Annotated in this window: 18 protein-coding genes and 1 riboswitch; of the genes, 4 read left to right on the top strand and 14 right to left on the bottom strand. The window is 62.9% G+C overall.

Annotated elements, in window-relative coordinates; translation table 11 throughout:
- Positions 1-3 precede the first annotated feature (3 nt).
- From G7045_RS04845 to G7045_RS04830, 4 genes are read right to left on the bottom strand one after another with little or no spacing between them, the layout of a single operon-like run.
- Positions 4-891 (bottom strand): ABC transporter substrate-binding protein, encoded by an 888-nt coding sequence (locus G7045_RS04845; RefSeq protein WP_166158080.1) that lies wholly within the window; start codon positions 889-891, stop codon positions 4-6.
- Complete coding sequence (locus G7045_RS04840) at positions 888-1,466, bottom strand: bifunctional adenosylcobinamide kinase/adenosylcobinamide-phosphate guanylyltransferase (protein WP_166158077.1); 579 nt, start codon at positions 1,464-1,466, stop codon at positions 888-890. Before G7045_RS04840 ends, G7045_RS04845 begins: the two co-directional genes overlap by 4 nt.
- Entirely contained in the window at positions 1,463-2,785 is a 1,323-nt protein-coding gene (locus G7045_RS04835) for a cobyrinate a,c-diamide synthase (protein ID WP_166158074.1), read from the bottom strand. The genes G7045_RS04840 and G7045_RS04835 overlap by 4 nt, the downstream gene beginning before the upstream one ends.
- Positions 2,786-2,795: 10 nt before the next feature.
- Positions 2,796-4,652, bottom strand: a complete 1,857-nt coding sequence (locus G7045_RS04830) for a TonB-dependent receptor domain-containing protein (RefSeq protein WP_166158071.1) — start codon at positions 4,650-4,652, stop codon at positions 2,796-2,798.
- Positions 4,653-4,736: 84 nt separating this feature from the next.
- Positions 4,737-4,983, bottom strand: a riboswitch (cobalamin riboswitch).
- A 39-nt stretch (positions 4,984-5,022) separates the two neighbouring features.
- On the opposite strand from G7045_RS04830, the gene G7045_RS04825 reads away from it, so the two are divergent.
- From G7045_RS04825 to G7045_RS04815, 3 genes are all read left to right on the top strand, one after another.
- Complete coding sequence (locus G7045_RS04825; RefSeq protein WP_166158068.1) at positions 5,023-5,244, top strand: DUF904 domain-containing protein; 222 nt, start codon at positions 5,023-5,025, stop codon at positions 5,242-5,244.
- Entirely contained in the window at positions 5,241-5,582 is a 342-nt protein-coding gene (locus G7045_RS04820; RefSeq protein ID WP_166158065.1) for a cell division protein ZapA, read from the top strand. The genes G7045_RS04825 and G7045_RS04820 overlap by 4 nt, the downstream gene beginning before the upstream one ends.
- Positions 5,583-5,833: 251 nt before the next feature.
- Complete coding sequence (locus tag G7045_RS04815; protein ID WP_166158061.1) at positions 5,834-6,646, top strand: sulfite exporter TauE/SafE family protein; 813 nt, start codon at positions 5,834-5,836, stop codon at positions 6,644-6,646.
- A 5-nt stretch (positions 6,647-6,651) separates the two neighbouring features.
- Here G7045_RS04815 and G7045_RS04810 read toward each other — a convergent pair whose 3' ends face one another.
- From G7045_RS04810 to hemN, 4 genes are all read right to left on the bottom strand, one after another.
- Positions 6,652-9,069, bottom strand: coding sequence for an EAL domain-containing protein (locus G7045_RS04810; protein WP_240919276.1), 2,418 nt, complete (start codon positions 9,067-9,069; stop codon positions 6,652-6,654).
- Positions 9,066-10,340 carry an HD-GYP domain-containing protein gene (locus tag G7045_RS04805; RefSeq protein ID WP_166158055.1) on the bottom strand — a complete coding sequence of 425 codons (1,275 nt, stop codon included), beginning with the start codon at positions 10,338-10,340 and terminating at the stop codon, positions 9,066-9,068. Before G7045_RS04805 ends, G7045_RS04810 begins: the two co-directional genes overlap by 4 nt.
- 142 nt (positions 10,341-10,482) lie before the next feature.
- Entirely contained in the window at positions 10,483-11,136 is a 654-nt protein-coding gene (locus tag G7045_RS04800; protein ID WP_240919297.1) for a sulfite exporter TauE/SafE family protein, read from the bottom strand.
- A 74-nt stretch (positions 11,137-11,210) separates the two neighbouring features.
- A complete protein-coding gene (gene hemN / locus G7045_RS04795; RefSeq protein ID WP_166158052.1) occupies positions 11,211-12,593 on the bottom strand; it encodes an oxygen-independent coproporphyrinogen III oxidase in 1,383 nt (460 codons plus the stop codon).
- Positions 12,594-12,784: 191 nt separating this feature from the next.
- Here hemN and fnr point away from each other — a divergent pair, with 191 nt between their 5' ends.
- On the top strand, positions 12,785-13,510 hold the full coding sequence (gene fnr, locus G7045_RS04790) for a fumarate/nitrate reduction transcriptional regulator Fnr (RefSeq protein ID WP_166158049.1): 726 nt from the start codon (positions 12,785-12,787) through the stop codon (positions 13,508-13,510).
- 35 nt (positions 13,511-13,545) lie between these two features.
- Here the strand turns inward: fnr and G7045_RS04785 are convergent, their stop codons facing one another.
- The 6 genes from G7045_RS04785 to ccoN all read right to left on the bottom strand — a co-directional run bounded on the left by G7045_RS04785 (position 13,546) and on the right by ccoN (position 18,542).
- Positions 13,546-13,839, bottom strand: a complete 294-nt coding sequence (locus G7045_RS04785; protein WP_166158046.1) for a FixH family protein — start codon at positions 13,837-13,839, stop codon at positions 13,546-13,548.
- A 23-nt stretch (positions 13,840-13,862) separates the two neighbouring features.
- Positions 13,863-15,305: a cytochrome c oxidase accessory protein CcoG gene (ccoG, locus tag G7045_RS04780; RefSeq protein WP_166158043.1), complete on the bottom strand. Its 1,443-nt coding sequence runs from the start codon at positions 15,303-15,305 to the stop codon at positions 13,863-13,865.
- 63 nt (positions 15,306-15,368) lie between these two features.
- A complete protein-coding gene (gene ccoP, locus G7045_RS04775) occupies positions 15,369-16,283 on the bottom strand; it encodes a cytochrome-c oxidase, cbb3-type subunit III (RefSeq protein WP_166158040.1) in 915 nt (304 codons plus the stop codon).
- 24 nt (positions 16,284-16,307) lie between these two features.
- A complete protein-coding gene (locus G7045_RS04770; RefSeq protein ID WP_166158037.1) occupies positions 16,308-16,445 on the bottom strand; it encodes a CcoQ/FixQ family Cbb3-type cytochrome c oxidase assembly chaperone in 138 nt (45 codons plus the stop codon).
- An 11-nt stretch (positions 16,446-16,456) separates the two neighbouring features.
- Positions 16,457-17,083 carry a cytochrome-c oxidase, cbb3-type subunit II gene (gene ccoO / locus G7045_RS04765; RefSeq protein WP_166158034.1) on the bottom strand — a complete coding sequence of 209 codons (627 nt, stop codon included), beginning with the start codon at positions 17,081-17,083 and terminating at the stop codon, positions 16,457-16,459.
- A 16-nt stretch (positions 17,084-17,099) separates the two neighbouring features.
- Positions 17,100-18,542, bottom strand: coding sequence for a cytochrome-c oxidase, cbb3-type subunit I (ccoN, locus tag G7045_RS04760; protein ID WP_166158031.1), 1,443 nt, complete (start codon positions 18,540-18,542; stop codon positions 17,100-17,102).
- Positions 18,543-18,606: the final 64 nt, after the last annotated feature.

The raw sequence follows: 18,606 nt of genomic DNA, 5'->3' as shown, positions 1-18,606 counted from the left end.
CATTTAAAGCCCCTCGCGCAGGCAGGCAGCCATGAGGCGCGCGGCCTCGGCCATGCGCGGGCCGGGGCGGATGAGGATGTCGGATTCTTCGGCGCTGAAGCGGCACAAATGGCCCTCGCGCAGCGCCCGCATGGCGGCCCAGCCGGGGCGCGCGAGCAGGCCGTCGGCGCTGCGCGCGCCGACCATGATGCGATCCGGATCGGCGCGCACGATGTATTCCGGGTTCAGCTTGGGAAACGGCCCCAGGCTGGCCGGCAGCACGTTGCGCGCGTGCAGGCGCGCCAGGGTCTCGCCGATGAATGATCCCTCCCCCGCGCCAAACGGCCCGGGGCTGACCTCGAAATACACCCGCTGGCCCCGCGCCGCTGGCGGGATGGACTGGGCGGCGGCGCTGACGCCGGCGTCGATCTCGCGCCAGACGCGCCGGGCATCGGGCACGCCCAGCAGCAGGCCGATTTTGCCCAGCACGCGCTGCACGTCGGCATGGGTTTTGGGTTCGAGCGCCAGCACCGGGATGCCCAGCGCCAGCAGGCGCTCGGCGGCACGCGAGGAGGCCGCCATGAGCACCACGTCCGGGCGCAGGGCGACGATGGCCTCGATGTTGGGATCGAGCCCGCCGCCGACCTGGGGCAGTTTTTTCACGCTCTCGGGCCAGTTGGTGTAGCGGTCCACCCCCACCAGACGCTCGCAGGCGCCCAGGGCGCACACGCTCTCAGCCAGCGAGGGCAGGAGGCTGACGATGCGCTGCGGCGGCTGCGCCAGCTGCACGCGCCGGCCCCGGTCGTCGGTCAGCTGCACGCCTTGCGCCTGCGCCGTGCCCCACATGAGCAGCAGCAGCGCCAGCAGCAGCGCGACGACGAACAGAATGCGTTTGACGGGGGTGGGGGTCATGATTGCTTTACGGTCAGGGGCTGGCCCGCCACCATCAGGGTGACGCGCGCGCAAGTGTGCGCCACCTGCTGGTTGAGCTGGCCCAGGGCATCGACGAAGGCGCGCACCTCGCGCCCGAGCGGGATCACGCCCAGGCCGATCTCGTTGCCCACCAGCACCACGGGCCCGCTGGCCTGCTCGATTGCTATTAAAAGAGTAGCTGCTTGCGCTTGCCAGCCAAGCGTTAGAGGCCGATTTGGCTCTGATTCTTCACCCGGCATCAGCAGGTTGGTCAGCCACAAGGTGAGGCAGTCGATCACCACCAGCACCTGCGGGCTGCTCACGCGCGCCAGGGTTGGGGCCAGGGCGTAAGGCTCTTCCACAGTGAGCAGGCCGGGCACGCGCTCGGCGCGCTCGCGCTGGTGGCGCTCGATGCGCTGGCGCATCTCCTCATCCCAGGGCTGGCCGGTGGCAATGAGCACGGCGCGGTGCGTGGGCGACTGCGCCAGCCACTGGCGCGCCAGCAGCTCGGCGCGGCGCGACTTGCCACTTTTCTGGCCACCCAAAATCAGTTCGCTGGTGGCGATGGTGCTCATGTGAACAATTCCGCAGTGGCCGCCGGGCTGGAGGCAAACCAGGCATGAAAGTAACTCGCCCGGATGCTGCCCTGGCGGTAAACGGCTTCGCCTGCCGCACCATCGTGCGCCCGGTGGGCGTGGCAGGCAATGGGCGCGGGGCTGTCGAACACCGAATAATGAAAGGTGTGGCCGCGCAGCACGCCCGCAGGCAGCGCCAGCTCTTGCGGCCCCAGGCCGGCCAGGCGCTGCTGCTGCGTCACGCGCCCGGGCAGCAGGCCCCACAGGGGCAGCGTGCGGCCATCGGGCAGGTCGATGGCCTCGGCCAGCGCCATCATGCCGCCGCATTCGGCCCACACCGGCTTGCCCGCCGCCACATGGGCGCGCAAGTCCTGCTGCAGGCGCGCATGGGTCGCCAGGGGCTCGGCGTGCAGCTCGGGGTAGCCACCGGGCAGCCAGAGGGCATCGCACGGCGGCAGATCCTCACCGGCCAGCGGCGAGAAAAACACCACGCGCGCGCCCAGCTGCTCCAGGGTGCGCACATTGGCCGGGTAGATGAAGGTGAAGGCCGCATCGCGCGCCACGGCCACGGTGCGCCCGGCCAGCAGCGGCGCCACGGCGGCCTGCGGCTGTGGGGCAAAGTCCACGGCAAAGCGCTGCAGCGCCACCGCGTCCATCTGCCCCAGCGGCGTGGCGGCCAGGGCGTCGGCGGCGGCATCGAGGCGCGCCAGGGCGTCGGGCAGCTCGTGCGCGGCCACCAGGCCTAGGTGGCGCTCGGGCAGCAGCGGGCCGCCGCCGGCGCCCGCCAGGCGCGGCAGGGCGCCGAGCCAGTCGGCCGCGTCTGGCAAGCCCTCTTGCAGCAGCTGCGCATGGCGCGCACCGGCGACGCCGTTGGCCAGCACCCCGGCCCAGGGCAGGCCGGGGCGGAAGGTTTTGAGGCCGTGGGCCACGGCGCCCAGCGTGCCGCCCATGGCGCGGGCATCGACCACGGCCAGCACCGGAATGCCAAAGCGCTGCGCCAGGTCGGCCACGCTGTCGGCGCCGTCGAACAGGCCCATCACGCCTTCGACCAGGACCAGATCGGCCGCGCACGCCGCCGCGTGCAGGCGCGCGGCGCAGTCCTCGGGGCCGGTCATCCACAGGTCGAGCTGCTCCACCGGCGCGCCGCTGGCAAGCTGGTGCCAGTACGGGTCGAGGTAGTCGGGCCCGCACTTGAAGACGCGCACGCGCCGGCCCTGGCGCGCGTGCAGCCGCGCCAGGGCGGCGGTCACGGTGGTCTTGCCCTGGCCGGAAGCAAGGGCGGAGAGCACCAGGGCGGGGCAGCGGGCGGGCGCGTTCATGGCAGAACTATCAACGGGCCGGGGCCCACTTCAGGCCGACGAAGAAGCTGCGCCCCGCCGTGGCGTAGTTGCGCGCCAGGGCGTAGTCCTTGTCCGCCAGGTTGTCCAGGCGCACGACGACTTGGTAGTCGCGCGCCAGGCGGGTGCTGGCGTAGAGGTTGAGCAGGGTGTAGCCGCCGAGTTCGGTGGTGTTGGCGTTGGTGTCGTAGCGGCGGCCCGAGGCCTGGGCTTCGGCGCCGAGCGTCCAGCCCGCGACCAAAGTGTCGGCGCCAAGCACGCCATGCTGCTTGGCGCGGCGGCCGAGCTGCTTGCCGGTGTCGAGGTTCTGCGGGTTTTGCAGGTCCAGCGAGCCGCGCAGGTTGACGCTGCCCAGGCGGTAGGCGCCAGCCAGGGTCAGGCCCTGGTAGCGTGCCTTGCCGACGTTGGCGTAGCAGCCGCCCCAGGGGCCGGAATTACCGGTGCAGCTGCCGATGTTGCCTTGCCAGTCGATCAGGTTGCTGACGTTGTTGCGGTACAGCGTGGCCGAGAACTGGCTCGCACCTTCGGCCCATTTCAGGCCAAGCTCAACGTTGCGGCTGGTTTCGGGGCGCAGGCTGTCGTCGCCATACAGGCTAAAGCGCTGGTACAACGTGGGGGCCTTGAAGGCCGTACCAGCCGATGCAGTGGCACGCCAGTTTTTGACGAACTCGTAGGCGTAGGCCGCGCTGCCAGTGGTTTTGCCGCCAAACTCGCTGTCCTGGTCGTGGCGGGCGTTGAGCTGCAGCGTGTGCGCGCCCTGGCGCAGGCCGTAGCCCAGGGCGAGTGCGTTTTGCGCACGCTTGCGCGGGCTGCTGTCCAGGCCCATGTTGGTCAGCTCATCCTCGCGCCGCTCGAGCGCCGCCGTCAGCTGGTGCACGCCCAGGCGCAACTCGTTAAAAAACAGATAGTTGCGCGACTGGGTATCGGTGCGGTAAGGCGATGGCAGGGTCTCGTAGCGATCGCGGGAATCGGTCACAGCCAACCGCGTGCTGTATGCGTTGCTCCACTGCGACTGCCAGTTCAGACCCAAGGTTTGCAAACGACGCAGGCTGCGGTCATCGGCGGTTTTGCTCACGTCATAACCGCTGTCGGTATCGTTGTAGAGGAAGTTGCCTTCCAGGCGATGGGCTTTATTCAGCTGCCAGCCCAGGCGGCCGCTGGCGCTGGTGGCATGGTAGTCGTCACGGTCGGGGTTACCGTCTTTCTTGGCATTAAAGCCCTTGCTGCTCTCGCGCGCCAGGCCCAGTGCGTAGTCCACCGCGCCGCTGGCACCGCTGACGCCCGCCTGGGCACGGTAGGTGCCGTAGCTGCCGGCGCCCACGCCGACGTAGGGCGCAACGCCTTGCTCGCCTTTTTTCGTGAAAATCTGGATCACGCCAGCGATGGCATCCGAGCCATAAACCGCCGCAGCCGGGCCGCGCAGCACTTCGATACGCTCGATTTGCTCCAGAGGAATGGCCTCCCAGGAAGTACCGCCAGAGCCGGCCTGCGAATCCACGCGCACACCGTCGATGTAAACCGCCGTAAAGCGCGTTTCGGCACCGCGCACGAACAGACTGGTGGTGCCGCCCTGCCCCCCAGAACGCCCCATTTCAATCCCCGGCAAACGCGCCAGCACATCACCCAAACCGGTGGCGCCGCTGCGCTCAATGGTGTCGCGATCGACGATGGAGACATCGGCCACCACGTCGGTCAATGGCTGGGCCGTACGCGTGGCAGCGACCACGGTTTCAGGCAGGGTCGGTGCCGTATTGTGATTGTGGGCCTGCGCGGAGCAGGCCGCAGCAGCGGCCAGAGCGAGTGCACAAACGCGCAGCGGCAGGCGCGCACCAAGGTCGAAATTCATCATGGGTTTTTTCAAAATGCAAAAACATCCCGCGCCAGCATCCCCGCCAGCATTGGGTGATATCGCTGCACCAGCCCTGAGCGGGCGGGTGCAGCGTCCTGTGTTGGCCGGTATCCGGGCTGGCGAAAACGCCCTGCATCGCCTTCCCAGACGTTTGTTCAAGGCGTCCAGTGGCTTGTGAATGCAGGGGGAACCGTAGGGCGGCTCTTTCGCTGACCGTTGCGGGGGCAGCGCAGGCTGGGGGTGGTCTTCACGTTGAAGGCCCCTTCCTGCTTCCCGTTGAACTGCAGCCGTGCGAACCACGACCGCGAGCACCAACAAAGGGGTGATTTTAGGTGCAATTTCCGGCGTCCGCCCTACAATCGCAGGCTCTATGGCCTCCCCGTCCCCCCTCGAATTGATCGCCGAGCGTGTCGAGCGCCTGCTGCTGCGCCACGCCGAGCTCACCCGCACCAACGCCCTTTTGAGCGAGCAGGTGGCAGCACTGACCCAGGAGCGCGATTCACTCAAATCACGCCTGAGTGCGGCCCGCGCGCGGGTCGATGCCCTGCTCGAACGCCTACCCGAAAACACCCCGCACCAGGAATCGGAATGAAGCAGCTAGAGGTTCACATCATGCAGCAGAGCTATCTGCTGTCCTGCCCTGAAGGCCAGGAGTCACGCTTGCTCGAAGCCGTCGAGCGCGTCGATACCGCCATGACGCGCATCCGCGACGCCGGCAAGGTGCGTGCACGCGAACGCATCGCCGTGCTGGCAGCATTGAACCTCGCCTTTGAAGTGGTGGACCGCGCACAGCAGCCACCCGCAGCCGCTGCCACCCCTACCCCCGCAACCATGGAAGACACCGACATACAGGGCGACGACCTGGCATTCGCCCGCGCCCTGGCCCTGCGCCTTGATGAGGCCCTGGGCAGCAGCGGGCAATTGTTCTGACCCTAGGGGCCACGGGCATACAATGGCGCTGTCCGTGGTGCTGCCGGGCTTTATATTGCCTTGAACCAATGCTCTCTGAGCACGGGCTTGGTACATTGCCTGGTGAGCGTGATCGTCTCGCGTCAGATGAACCCAACGCCTGGCTGCCCTTGCCCCCCTGAACCCCCGGTTCAGGATGACGGCCCGGTGGCATTCACGGACACCTCTTTTCCCCGCGCCCAGCCCCTGGCTGCGGCCCGCAACCCGCCCCCATGTACGATCCCCTGATACTCGCGCAACTCTCGGCGCTAGGCCTGTGTTCCGGTTTTTTGGCGGGCCTGCTGGGCATTGGCGGCGGCATGTTGCTGGTGCCGTTCTTCACCTACTTCCTCGGCCAGCAAATGGTGCCACCCGATCTGGCGGTGAAGATGGCGATCGCCACCTCCATGGGCACGATCTTGTTCACCTCGGTATCGAGCGTACGCGCACACCACCGCCGGGGCGCAGTGCGCTGGGACTTGGTGCTGCGCCTGGCGCCGGGCATTGTGCTGGGCGGCATGTGCGCCAGCCTGGGCGTGTTTGCCCTGCTCAAAGGGCGTTTCCTGGCGCTTTTCTTCGGCGTGTTCGTCGGTTATTCGGCGCTGCAGATGTTCAAGGGCAGCAAACCCAAGGCCACGCGGCAGCTGCCGGGCACGGCCGGCCAGGCAGCTGCGGGCGGTGCCATCGGCTTCGTCTCGGGCCTGGTGGGTGCGGGCGGCGGCTTCATCAGCGTGCCCTTCATGACCTGGTGCAACGTGCCCATCCACAACGCCGTAGCCACCAGCGCCGCCCTGGGTTTTCCGATTGCGCTGGCCAACATCACTGGCTTCGTCCTCGGCGGGCAGTCGGTGCCGGGGCTGCCGGCGGGGGCGCTGGGCTACGTCTGGCTGCCGGGCGTGGCTGCCGTGGCGGTGTGCAGCGTATTCACCGCCCCCCTGGGCGCCCGCGCGGCCCACGCCCTGCCGGTACAACAACTCAAGCGCGTATTTGCCTGCCTGCTGCTGGGGCTGGCGCTTTACATGCTGTACAAAGGCGTGAACGCTTAAGCACCCTACAACGCCACCTGCTGGCGCTGCAGCAACGCCACAAACTCCGATGCCGGCAAAGCCGGGGCACACAGGTAGCCTTGGTACTGTTGGCACTGCAGCTGCGCCAAAACAGCGTGCTGTGCCGGGGTTTCCACGCCTTCGGCCGTCACCTCAATGCCCAGGGCCTGGCCCATGCTCAGGATGGCACTGACGATGGCACTGTCCTCCTCATCATCGGGCAGGCCGCGCACAAAGGACTGGTCGATTTTGAGTTTGTCGATCGGCAGTTTTTTCAGGTACGCCAGGCTCGAATAGCCCGTACCGAAATCATCGAGTGCCAGCGCCACGCCATGCTCGGCCAGCGTATGCAGGCGCTGCGCCATTTCCTGTGCGTCTTGCAGCAAGATGGTTTCTGTAATTTCCAGCTCCAGCCGCTGTGCGGGCAGACCGTGGGTTTGCAGCACCCGCATCAGGCGCTCGACAAAATCGGGCTGGCGAAACTCCAGCGCCGAGACGTTGACCGACAGGCACAGCGAATAGCCCGCCTCCTGCCAACGTACGGCCTCACACACCGCCTGCTCCAGCGCCCAGGCGCCCAAGGTGACGATGTAGCCCGACTCCTCCGCCAGCGGAATGAAAACCCCGGGTGAGACGCTGCCAAACTCCGGGTCTTGCCAGCGCAGCAAGGCCTCGGCGCCCGTGATGCGCCCAGTTTTCAGGCACACCTGGGGTTGGTAGTACACCGCCATATGCCCTTGCTGCAAAGCCTGGCGCATGGCGTGTTCGAGCTTCATGCGCGAGAGCAGGTCGGCATTCATCTTCGGCTGGTAGAAGCTGTAGGCGCCGCGTCCGCGTTCCTTGACACCGTACATGGCGGTGTCAGCCTGCTTGATGAGTTCATCGAGCGTTTGCCCGTCCTGCGGATACAGGGCCATGCCAATGCTGCATTGCACCGACATGCCCATGCCATCGAGCGCAAAGGGACGCAGCATGTCGGAAATCATGCGCTGCGCCACGCTTTCAGCCACGGCGGACGTGCCCCCATCAAGGAACACCACAAATTCGTCGCCCCCCAAACGCGAGAGGATGTCACTTTGGCGCAAGCAGGCTTGCAAGCGCTGCGCGACAAGCTGCAGCACCCGATCGCCAAAATGGTGGCCGAGCGAGTCGTTGATGATTTTGAAACGATCCAGATCCAGGAACAAAATGGCAAAGCCAGCGCCGCCTTGCTGCGCCCGAGCGATGGCTTCTTGCACGCGCTCGGCCAGCACCAGGCGGTTGGGCAGGCCCGTCAGGGTGTCGGTGTATGCCAGCTCCTCGATGCGCTTTTGCGCCGCCAGCTGCTGCGTCAAATCGCGCATAAAGCCAATGCTTTGCACAATCGTGCCGCTGTCATCGCGCAGCGCAACCCAGGACAGGTGCACGGTGCAGGCCCCAGAGCCAGAGCGCGTCAGGCGCAACTCACCTTCCCAGAAGCCTTCGCTCTCCCAGGCATGGAGCACCTGCGCCATCAGGCCTGAAATATCGCTGCCCAGGAACATCCCCGCCGCCGCCTGCCCCAGAAGCTGCGCCGCCGGCCGGCCCACCAGGCATTCGCAGCCAGGGTTCATGCGCATCAGATGATGTTCGCTGTCGGCAATGAAAATGGCGTCCAGGCTCGATTCAAACACCCGCGCCGCCAAGCGCAGGCCAGCTTGCACCTCGGCCTGATGGGTGATGTCACGAAACGAAAACACCCGCCCTACAGGAAGGCCCCGGCTGAGCTGGGGTACGCTGCGGCATTCGAGCACAGTGCCGTTGCGCAGCGTGAGGATGTCTGTACTTTCTTGCAACGGGTGGCGCACGATGGTGTCCAAGCGTTCCTGGTACAGCATTGCATCCACCAGCTGCGCCTGCATATGCGCTTGTACTGCCGTATCGTTGCGCTGCACCAGCAAATCCTGCGGTATCTGCCACAAGGCCGCCAGGCGTTGGTTGAAGGCGCGCAGCCGGCCATCAATAGCGCAGACCAAAATGCCATCGGCTGCCGAATCGAGCGTGGCACGCAGCTCGGCGAGCAGGGTTTCCAGCTCTTGTTCATGCTGCTGTTGCTCGCTGCGATTGAGCATGGAAAGCAGCAGCAGCGCTGGCTGCGTACCTGCCAGCACCTGCACCCGCTGCTCCACCGGAATCAGGCGCCCGTCGCTGTGGCGCACATGCGTAAAAGACTGCAGGCCATGGCGCACATCTTCGCCTTGCGGGCTCCACAAAATCATGTCCTGCGGCGTGGCCGCAAGCTGCTGCACGCCGTGGCCCACCATGGCTGGGGCAGCAAGCCCCATCAAGGTGCAGGCCGCCTGGTTGCAACCAACGATCTGCAGCGTATCGGCCTGCACCAGCCATACAGCCTCCTGCAAGGCATCAAGGACTGCCTGCCCTGCCTGGTTGAAGACTGCGCTCAAGTGCCCCATCCCTGGGTCGCACCGACACCCACTGCACGTTCAAAAAAGTAGCAAATACGCCGTCGGGGGGAGAGGTAGTCGAGCACCTCACGCGGCAGCTGCGCCGGGCGCAGACTGCGGCGTATGCCCAGCTCAGGGTGATTTTCCAGGTTGATGACCTGGGCCTGCTCCTTGGATTGCTGCGGTTCATACAGCACCACGCGGGGGCGCAAAGGCCGGGCTGCATTGACGGCGACGACGATGGCGTACCGATCATTGAGCAGCTGCACCACCGAGCCCGGCGGATAAACGCCCATCATGCGAATGAAAGTCCCGAGCAAGGCGGGATCAAACTGGGTTTGGCACTGCGCAAACAACATCGACAGCGCCTCGTGCGGCGTCATGGCGGCAGCACCATGCGATGGATTGCACAGGCGATCGTAATGGTTGACCAAAGCCAACATTTGCCCATAACGCCCCAATGCCACGCCTTGCAACCGCATCGGAAAACCCGAGCCATCGGTGCGCTCGTGGTGCTGGGCAATAGCCTGCACCACCTCTCTGGGCAGCTGCATTTGCTCAGCAATGCTGACCGAGGCAGCGACATGGCTGCAGTAACGTGCCATATCCTGCGCTTTGAGGTGCGCATAAGGTTCGCGCACGTGCAAGGGCAGGCGCTGCTTGCCAATATCGTGCAACAGCGCTGCCAGGCCCAAGGCACGCAAATCACCACCCGGCAGCTGCAGCGCCCGCCCCAAGAGCAGGCACAGCACCATGACGTTGACCGAGTGCTGGGCACTGCGCACCCCCACGTCTTCGGAGAGCAGTCGGATCACGCTGTCGCCCTGTTCGAGCAGCTCATCCACACAAGCGCCAACCAGCGCCTGTCCCAATGCCAAGGCCTGCGCCGGTTCATCAGCAACCATTTCCGTGATGCGCTGGTAATCCTGCGTTGCCAGGCCAAAGCTGCGCTCACAGTTTTGCAACGCGTCGTTGTGCTGCGCCAGTGCCGGTGCCAGCAGGCCGCCGGCCATCACCACAGGCTCTGGTTCGTGCCCAAGCGGCACCGAGACATCCTGCGCAGCAGCCAAAGAAAGAGAGAAATCTGGATCGCTTTTGTCAGGCACAACACGCAGATGCGCCACGCCCAGCGTTCGCAAGCTGGCCAATTGCTCGACCGTGGCAATACGAAAGCTACTGACGGGAAACGGATGGTTCATCCAACCCAGATCAAGCTGGACGAACATGCCAATACGCAATTGGCCAATGGGGATAAGAACGGAATGACTCACTGCGCGCGCGCCCAACACTTACGCGCCCGGGCGGCCAAAAACCAGCGCGGATTATCGCCAACCCTAGCCCCGTGCAGGACAAAGCCGGAGCCACGCGTGTGTCTATACACTTTTGGGTTGTCGCATCCAATTCGCGCCATCGTCAGCACCACAAAGAGCCGTTGTGGCTCAGATCTTGCCACAAGGCCCAGACCGCAATACCAAACAGCAGCAAGCCTGCCAGGCGCGTCCCCCAGCTGGCACGCCAATGGTTCAGGCGCTGGCGCAATTGCCCCCACAGCAGGGGGCCAGCAAACAACCACAGCCCGCTACCCACAGCAAAGCCCGCCATCGACAAAGCCCCTTGCAGCGGCCCATTGCTCAATGCCGCCACCAGCAGGGCCGAATACAACAGGCCACAAGGCATGAACGCCCACCCACTGCCCGCCAACCACACTCCCCCAGGACGCCCCAACAGCGGCTGCACGCGCCGCCACAGCCCCCGCCCGGCATTTTCAAGCCAGGCTGGCTGGCGTGCCTGTGCCATCATCAAAACACCCCAGGCCAACATGGCCACGTGGCTCAAGCCCCACAGGGGGCGCAAAGCCCCGGTTTGCTGCGTTAGCCAGGCCAGGCTGGCCATAGCCCACGCGGCCAAGGCTCCGGCCAGGGAATAGCCAAACAGGCGACCGGTATGAAACAGCACCGCCCGGCGCCAGCGCTGCGCCCGCTGCTGCGGCAGCCACTGCAAGGTCTGCTGCTCTGGCGCCGGTGCATTGCCCGTCGTGATGACGGCATGACAGGGCGCAGCACACATCGCCAGACAATGCGGCCCGCCAGCGAGCCCCATGAGCAGCGCCGTTCCGATGAAAGCCAGGCCCTGCACAGTTCTCAAATGATGCGCGAGAAACGGGCGCGGTTGCGGTCCGCCTGCAGGTAACGGTCAAACACCATGGCCACACCGCGCACAAAGAACCAGCCCAGGGCTGTGACCTTGACGCCATCGTCGTTGACCTCGACCAGGCCCTGACCCTGCATTTCGCGCAGCTGCTCCAGCTCGATGGCAAAGTAGCTGCGCGAGTCAATCAGCCAGGCCGAATCCATCGGCTCAAACAACAATTCGCCCTGACACATCAGCGCCATGATGACGGTGCGGCGCACCAAGTCGTCACGCGAGAGAGCCAGGCCACGCACCACGGGCAGGCGACCCTGGTCGATGAAATCGTAGTATTCCTCCAGCGTCTTGGCATTTTGGCTGTAGGTGGCGCCCACCTTGCCAATGGCGGAGACACCCAGAGCGATCAAATCGCAATCAGGCTGGGTGCTGTAGCCCTGGAAGTTGCGGTGCAGGCGGCCCTGGCGCTTGGCAACAGCCAGCGCGTCTTCAGGTAAGGCAAAGTGATCCATGCCCACATAGACATAGCCTGCATCCATAAAGGCGGCGAGCGAACGCGCCAGCATGTTGACCTTGGCCGAGGCCGGCGGCAGCTCGGTGTTAATGATGCGCCGCTGCGCCTTGAAACGCTCGGGCAGGTGGGCATAGGCATAAAGCGCAATCCGATCCGGGCGCAGCTGCGCCACCTGAGCCAGGGTGCGGTCAAACGATTCGGGCGTCTGGCGCGGCAGGCCGTAGATCAGATCGACGTTGACCGAGTCAAAACCAATCTGACGCGCCGCCGCCACCAGCTCGAACACCTGCTCAGCCGGCTGGATGCGGTGCACGGCTTTTTGTACCTCAGGGTCAAAATCCTGTACGCCAAAGCTCAGGCGGTTGAAGCCCAGTTCAGCCAGCAGACCCAGGCGCTCGGGCGTGACGGTGCGTGGATCGACCTCGATCGAATACTCGCCCCCAGGCACAAAGGTGAAGCTGCGCCGCAGCATGCCCATGAGCTCGCGCAGCCCCTCGTCCGAAAGGAAAGTGGGCGTTCCACCACCAAAGTGCAACTGGCTGACATGCTGGCCGACACCGCAATGGGCAGTGTGCAAATCGACCTCACGCGCCAAGTAGCGCAGGTAAACATCGGCACGATCGTGGTGCTTGGTGATGATTTTGTTGCAGGCGCAGTAGTAGCACAGCGATTCACAGAACGGAATGTGCACATAGAGCGACAACGGCAGCGCCTTGGCGGCTGTGCCCAACTTGCGCTGCTGCAGAGCCAGGGCATATTCCTCCTGGCCAAACGCTTCAACAAAACGGTCTGCGGTAGGGTAAGAGGTGTACCTTGGCCCGGAGACATCAAAGCGCTGCAGCAGTTCGGGGGTAATAACGGTCATAAGGGTTTCCTTGCATGCCAGGGTAATATGCCTTACCCTTGACTGCTTCATCTTGACTTCTATCAATTTAACAGGTGACTGTCGCATCTGCGACAATTTGATGTTCGTCAGCTATTTGATGACATCCGACAATGCCCTGCATTGCCAGCCTAGCGACACCCGGGGCGGCTCACACTGCCTCTTTTGCCGACATGAATTTGCAATCCACCATCAAAGTTGCCTGTTCCAACTGTAATTTGCGCGAACTGTGCATGCCCGTGGGGCTGAACGAACAGCAGCTGCAGCGTATCGATGACGTTGTGGCAACGCGGCGCAAGATCAAGCGTGGCAGCACCTTGTTTCGCAACGGCGAGTCGTTCACCTCGCTCTACGCCATTCGCACCGGCTTTTTCAAGACCTGCGTGGCAACGGAGGATGGGCGCGACCAGGTGACCGGCTTTCAAATGGCGGGCGAAATCATCGGTCTCGACGGCATCGTCAACGACCACCATACCTGCGATGCCGTGGCCCTGGAGGATGCCGAGGTCTGCGTCATGCCGTTTGACCGCATCGAGGAGCTCTCGCGCGAGGTCACGGCACTGCAAAGCCACGTGCACAAGATCATGAGCCGCGAAATCGTGCGCGAGCACGGCGTGATGCTGCTGCTGGGCAGTATGCGCGCCGAAGAGCGCCTGGCCGCCTTCTTGCTCAACCTGGTGCAGCGCTTGCACGCCCGGGGGTTTTCGCAGTCTGAACTGGTACTGCGCATGACGCGTGAAGAAATCGGTAGCTACCTCGGGCTCAAGCTCGAAACCGTGAGCCGCACCTTCTCCAAATTCGTCGAAGAGGGCATCGTCGAAGTCAAACAGCGCCACGTGAAAATCCTCAGCACCGATGCCCTCAAGCGCTTGGTGAACAACCAGCAAGCCTGCCAATAAAAACTACTGGTAGCACGCGCTTCTCGCCCCCTCCTTTAACGTCCAACGGCATCCTCTGCCGGCGTAGCGGCGTGGTTACGTCCCTGCATCGCCGGCGTCAAGCCCTTTTCTCCTTGTGAAGCCAGCGTTTTGTTGATCTCCAGCCCCTGGCGGTAGTAGTCCTCAGAAATCACCGGATCGGGCTGGCGCACGGCCAGCCACAGGGTGACGAAACCAGCGACGATGACCACGGCAGGGCCGGCAATCAGCATCCACACATGGCCATATTTCCACCATGGCTGGGCCGGCGGTACCGAGAGGGCAGCGGCGGGGCTGTGGGTTGTACTCATAACAGCTCTTATCCTTTAAAAAATCAACGTGGTACCAGGAAAACTGCTTTTTCCTGCACCTGTACATGGGCCGCATCCAAGGCTTCAACCTTGAAATAAATAGTGTGCGATCCTGGCGCTGCCGAACCGTACGGAATTTGCAAGCGTGTAGCCACCCAGCGTGACTGCGCCGGCTCGACCTCGACCTCGGGTTCAGACGCCACCTCCAGGCCATCGAGCCCAACCGCAGAGATACGATAGCGGTGCATTTGCTCAGTAGCATTCATGACCTGCAGGCTGAAACTGTTTTCCAGCTTGCCGCCGGCCACCAAGCGCGAGAGCGAAGCACGATCGCGCACCACATCCACCTTCAGAGGCACGCGCATTGCCAGGCTAGCAATCATGGCCGCGCTAATGACCAACAACACCCCAGAATAAATCAGCACACGTGGACGCAGTACGCGACGCAGCATCTGGCGCCCGCTCCACCCCTTGGCAACGCCGTTTTGCGTGGTGTAACGGATGAGGCCCTGGGGATACTCCATTTTGTCCATTACCGTATTGCAGGCATCAACGCACAAACCGCAGCCAATGCAGTCGTACTGCAGGCCATCGCGGATATCAATGCCCGTAGGGCATACCTGCACGCACAACGAGCAATCAATGCAGTCACCCAGGCCGTCGGCCTTGTAATCGGCAGTTTTTTTGCGCGGAGCACGCGGTTCACCACGCGCCGGGTCGTAGCTCACGACCATGGTGTCGTTATCGAACATGGCGCTTTGAAAGCGCGCATAGGGGCACATGTATTTGCACACCTGCTCGCGCAAGAAGCCGGCGTTGCCGTAGGTCATGAAACCATAGAAGCCGACCCAGAAGATCTGCCAACCGCCCTGCAAGGCCAGCAGTTCCCCTCCCAGCTCACGGATCGGCACGAAATAGCCGACGAAGGTGAACCCGGTCCAGAGCGAAACGGCGATCCAGAGAAACTGTTTGAGTGATTTTTTCCAGACTTTCTCGAACGTCCAGCCGTTGTTGTCCAAGCGCATCCGGGCACTGCGGTCGCCTTCAACCTTGTGCTCGATCCACATGAAAATTTCGGTGTACACGGTTTGCGGGCAGGCAAAACCGCACCACAGTCGCCCGGCGACGGCGGTGAACAAGAACAAGGCCAGTGCCGAAATGATGAGCAGCGCCGTCAGGTAGATGAAGTCCTGCGGGTACAGCACCAAGCCAAAAAGGTAAAAGCGCTTGGCCTCCAGATCAAAGAGCACGCTTTGGCGCTGCCCCCACTGCAGCCAGGGCAGGCCATAGAAAACCAGTTGTGTGAGAAACACCATCACCCAGCGCCAGCGGGCAAACACACCGCTGATGGAGCGTGGGTACACCTTTTTATGGGCTTCGTAGAAAGACGCGAAGCCCCCTTCTTTGGGTGCTTCGGCGGGGGCAATAGGAATAACTTTGCGGGGCTTGCCAGCAGGCGAGGTCATGGACTGTGGAAAGGAATCTAGAAGAAAACAAAAAGGCGGCGCCTGGAGAGCGCCGCCTTGTTTTTACCGCGCTTGTGCCGGCTTGTTCGACAGGCCCCAAACGTAGGCCGTCAGGACGTTGATCTGCGCATCGGTCAGGCGACCTTGCTGCGCCGGCATCTGGTTGGTGACGCCTTTGTTGATCCGTTCGATGATAGCGTTTTCGCCCCAACCGTGCAGCCAAATGTCATCGGTCAGATTGGGGGCGCCCAACGCCTGGTTACCCTTGCCGTCCATACCGTGACAGGCAGCGCAGGCACCGAACTTTTCCTTGCCCAGCGAAGCGCGCAACGAGTCATTCGGGCTACCAGAAAGGCTGAGCACATAGTTCGCAAGGTTGCGCACATCTTCAGGCGAACCCACCGCAGCAGCCATGGGCGGCATAACGCCCACACGACCCTGGGCAATGGTTTCGTGAATTTTGTCGGACGTACCGCCGTGGAGCCAATCAACGTCGATCAGGTTCGGGAAACCCTTGCCGCCGCGTGCATCGGAACCGTGGCACTGCGAGCAGTTATTCATGAACAAACGTTCACCAATGGCCATGGCCTGGGCATCACCGGCCATGTCTTCGGGCTTCATGTTGGAAAAGCGCGCGTACATCGGCTCCAGATCCTTGGCAGCCTTTGCTACCTCGGCCTCATACTGACCCTTGGTGGACCAGCCGAGCTGGCCGGCGAACTTGCCCAGGCCAGGATAGATCGCCAGGTAGCCCAGTCCAAAGACGGCGGTGATGACGAACATCCACATCCACCAGCGCGGCATGGGGTTGTTCATCTCCATCAAATCTTCGTCCCAGACGTGGCCAGTGGTGTTGTCCGCTGCCGATTCGACCTTCTTACGCGCTGTCAGCCACAGCAGCAGCAGACAGCCGAAGATACCCAGCAGGGTGAACGCGGTCACATAAAACGACCAGAAATTACTCGTGAAATCACTCATGGGTTTTTCTCATTGCTGTGGTAGTCAATCCTGCAGGAAGGGCAGCTGTGCTGCCTCATCAAAGCGGGCCTGATTGCGGCGCGCGTACGCCCAGACACCAATGCCGATAAAAAGGGCAAAGGACAACAGGGTTACAACGATACGCATGGTGTTGACATCCATGGAGGCCTCCTTTATTTAAGCGCCAGACCCATGGCCTGCAGGTAGGCCACCACGGCATCTTGCTCCGTCTTGTCCTTGACTTCAGCCGAACTGGCAGCGATTTCTTCGTCGGTATAAGGCACACCAACCTTACGCAGAGCACGCATGTGCGCCGGCAGGCTGTCGGCATCGACCATGTTTTTCTCCAGCCAGGGGTAGGCGGGCATGTTCGACTCAGGTACGACGTCACGCGGATTGTTCAGGTGGATGCGGTGCCATTCATCGCTGTACTTGCCGCCCACGCGGTGCAGATCCGGGCCGGTGCGCTTAGAGCCCCACTGGAAGGGGTGGTCGTACACGAACTCACCAGCGACCGAGTAGTGGCCGTAGCGCAGCGTCTCGGCACGGAAAGGGCGAATCATCTGCGAGTGGCAGTTGTAGCAACCTTCGCGCAGATAGATGTCACGTCCAGCCAGCTGCAGTGCGGTGTAAGGCTTCAAGCCCTGCACCGGCTCGGTGGTGGATTTTTGGAAGAACAGGGGCACGATTTCGGTCAGACCCCCAATGGCCACCACCAGCACGATCAGCACGATCATGAGGAAGTTGCTGGTTTCGACCTTCTCGTGGGTAAAGCCGGTGGAATTGTTGTTTTGGGACATGAAATCCTCCTCAGTCTCAGGCGTGGGCCGGCTTGACGGCCGGGATGGCGACATTCACCGAGCGGCCGGAAATGGCAGTCATCCAGGTGTTCCAGGCCATGATGCACATACCGCCGAGGAACAGCAGACCACCTAGCACACGGATCACGTAGAAGGGATAGGTGGCCTTGACGCTTTCCACAAAGGTATAGGTCAGGGTGCCATCGGGGTTGATGGCGCGCCACATCAGGCCCTGCATCACACCAGCGATCCACATCGCAGCGATGTACAGCACGATGCCGATGGTGGCCAGCCAGAAGTGCAGTTCGATGGCCTTGATGGAGTGCATCTTTTCACGGCCAAACAGGCGCGGGATCAGGTAGTAGAGCGAACCCATGGTGATCAAGCCCACCCAGCCCAGGGCACCAGAGTGCACATGGCCCACGGTCCAGTCGGTGTAGTGCGACAGGGCGTTGACGGTCTTAATGGACATCATCGGACCCTCGAACGTGGACATGCCGTAGAACGACAGCGACACGATCAGGAAACGCAGGATGGGGTCGTCGCGCAGTTTGTGCCAGGCGCCCGACAGGGTCATGATGCCGTTGATCATGCCGCCCCAGGACGGTGCCAGCAGGATGAGCGAGAACACCATGCCCACCGATTGCGTCCAGTCCGGCAGCGCGGTGTAGTGCAGGTGGTGCGGGCCGGCCCACATGTAAGTGAAGATCAGGGCCCAGAAGTGCACGATCGACAGGCGATACGAATACACCGGACGACCCGCCTGCTTGGGGATGAAGTAATACATCATGCCCAGGAAGCCAGCGGTGAGGAAGAAACCCACGGCGTTGTGGCCATACCACCACTGCACCATGGCATCTTGCACACCGGCGTAGGCCGAGTAGCTCTTCATGAAACCCGCAGGAATGGCTGCACTGTTGATGATGTGCAGCAGCGCCACGGCCAGAATGAAGCCACCGTAGAACCAGTTGGCCACATAAATGTGCTTGACCTTGCGCGTACCCACGGTGCCGAAGAACACCACGGCGTAGGCCACCCAGACCAAGGCGATCAGGATGTCGATCGGCCATTCGAGTTCAGCGTATTCCTTGCCCGAGGTGTAACCCAGAGGCAAAGAAATCGCGGCAGCCACGATCACCAACTGCCAACCCCAGAAGGTGAACGCCGCCAACGAACCTGCGAACAGGCGCGTCTGGCAGGTGCGCTGCACCACGTAATAGCTGGTGCCCATGAGGGCGCAGCCACCAAAGGCAAAAATCACTGCATTGGTGTGCAGCGGACGCAGACGGCCAAAACTCAGCCATGAAATGCCGAAGTTGAGTTCAGGCCACGCCAGCTGGGCAGCGACGATGACGCCGACCAACATGCCAACCACCCCCCATACCACAGACATGATGGCAAATTGGCGCACTACCGTGTCGTTGTAGTGCGCAGCCACATTTGTACTTGGTGAATCCATTAGGTACCTCTTTTTGATTGCAGCGAAAAATAATATTGAACCAGGTCAAGATGGGATTGACTCA

The organism is Acidovorax sp. HDW3 (genome assembly GCF_011303755.1).
Classification (GTDB): domain Bacteria; phylum Pseudomonadota; class Gammaproteobacteria; order Burkholderiales; family Burkholderiaceae_C; genus Paenacidovorax.
This window is presented reverse-complemented; position numbering and strand designations above follow the sequence as displayed.

Coding starts and splice junctions, on each gene's coding strand:
- G7045_RS04800 (WP_240919297.1), bottom strand. CDS start 11,136: ATGTGTGCTGCGCCCTGTCATGCCGTCATCACGACGGGCAATGCACCG.
- G7045_RS04770 (WP_166158037.1), bottom strand. CDS start 16,445: ATGGATGTCAACACCATGCGTATCGTTGTAACCCTGTTGTCCTTTGCC.
- ccoN (WP_166158031.1), bottom strand. CDS start 18,542: ATGGATTCACCAAGTACAAATGTGGCTGCGCACTACAACGACACGGTA.
- G7045_RS04785 (WP_166158046.1), bottom strand. CDS start 13,839: ATGAGTACAACCCACAGCCCCGCCGCTGCCCTCTCGGTACCGCCGGCC.
- fnr (WP_166158049.1), top strand. CDS start 12,785: ATGAATTTGCAATCCACCATCAAAGTTGCCTGTTCCAACTGTAATTTG.
- ccoP (WP_166158040.1), bottom strand. CDS start 16,283: ATGAGTGATTTCACGAGTAATTTCTGGTCGTTTTATGTGACCGCGTTC.
- G7045_RS04825 (WP_166158068.1), top strand. CDS start 5,023: ATGGCCTCCCCGTCCCCCCTCGAATTGATCGCCGAGCGTGTCGAGCGC.
- ccoO (WP_166158034.1), bottom strand. CDS start 17,083: ATGTCCCAAAACAACAATTCCACCGGCTTTACCCACGAGAAGGTCGAA.
- G7045_RS04835 (WP_166158074.1), bottom strand. CDS start 2,785: ATGAACGCGCCCGCCCGCTGCCCCGCCCTGGTGCTCTCCGCCCTTGCT.
- G7045_RS04845 (WP_166158080.1), bottom strand. CDS start 891: ATGACCCCCACCCCCGTCAAACGCATTCTGTTCGTCGTCGCGCTGCTG.
- hemN (WP_166158052.1), bottom strand. CDS start 12,593: ATGACCGTTATTACCCCCGAACTGCTGCAGCGCTTTGATGTCTCCGGG.
- G7045_RS04830 (WP_166158071.1), bottom strand. CDS start 4,652: ATGATGAATTTCGACCTTGGTGCGCGCCTGCCGCTGCGCGTTTGTGCA.
- G7045_RS04820 (WP_166158065.1), top strand. CDS start 5,241: ATGAAGCAGCTAGAGGTTCACATCATGCAGCAGAGCTATCTGCTGTCC.
- ccoG (WP_166158043.1), bottom strand. CDS start 15,305: ATGACCTCGCCTGCTGGCAAGCCCCGCAAAGTTATTCCTATTGCCCCC.
- G7045_RS04815 (WP_166158061.1), top strand. CDS start 5,834: ATGTACGATCCCCTGATACTCGCGCAACTCTCGGCGCTAGGCCTGTGT.
- G7045_RS04840 (WP_166158077.1), bottom strand. CDS start 1,466: ATGAGCACCATCGCCACCAGCGAACTGATTTTGGGTGGCCAGAAAAGT.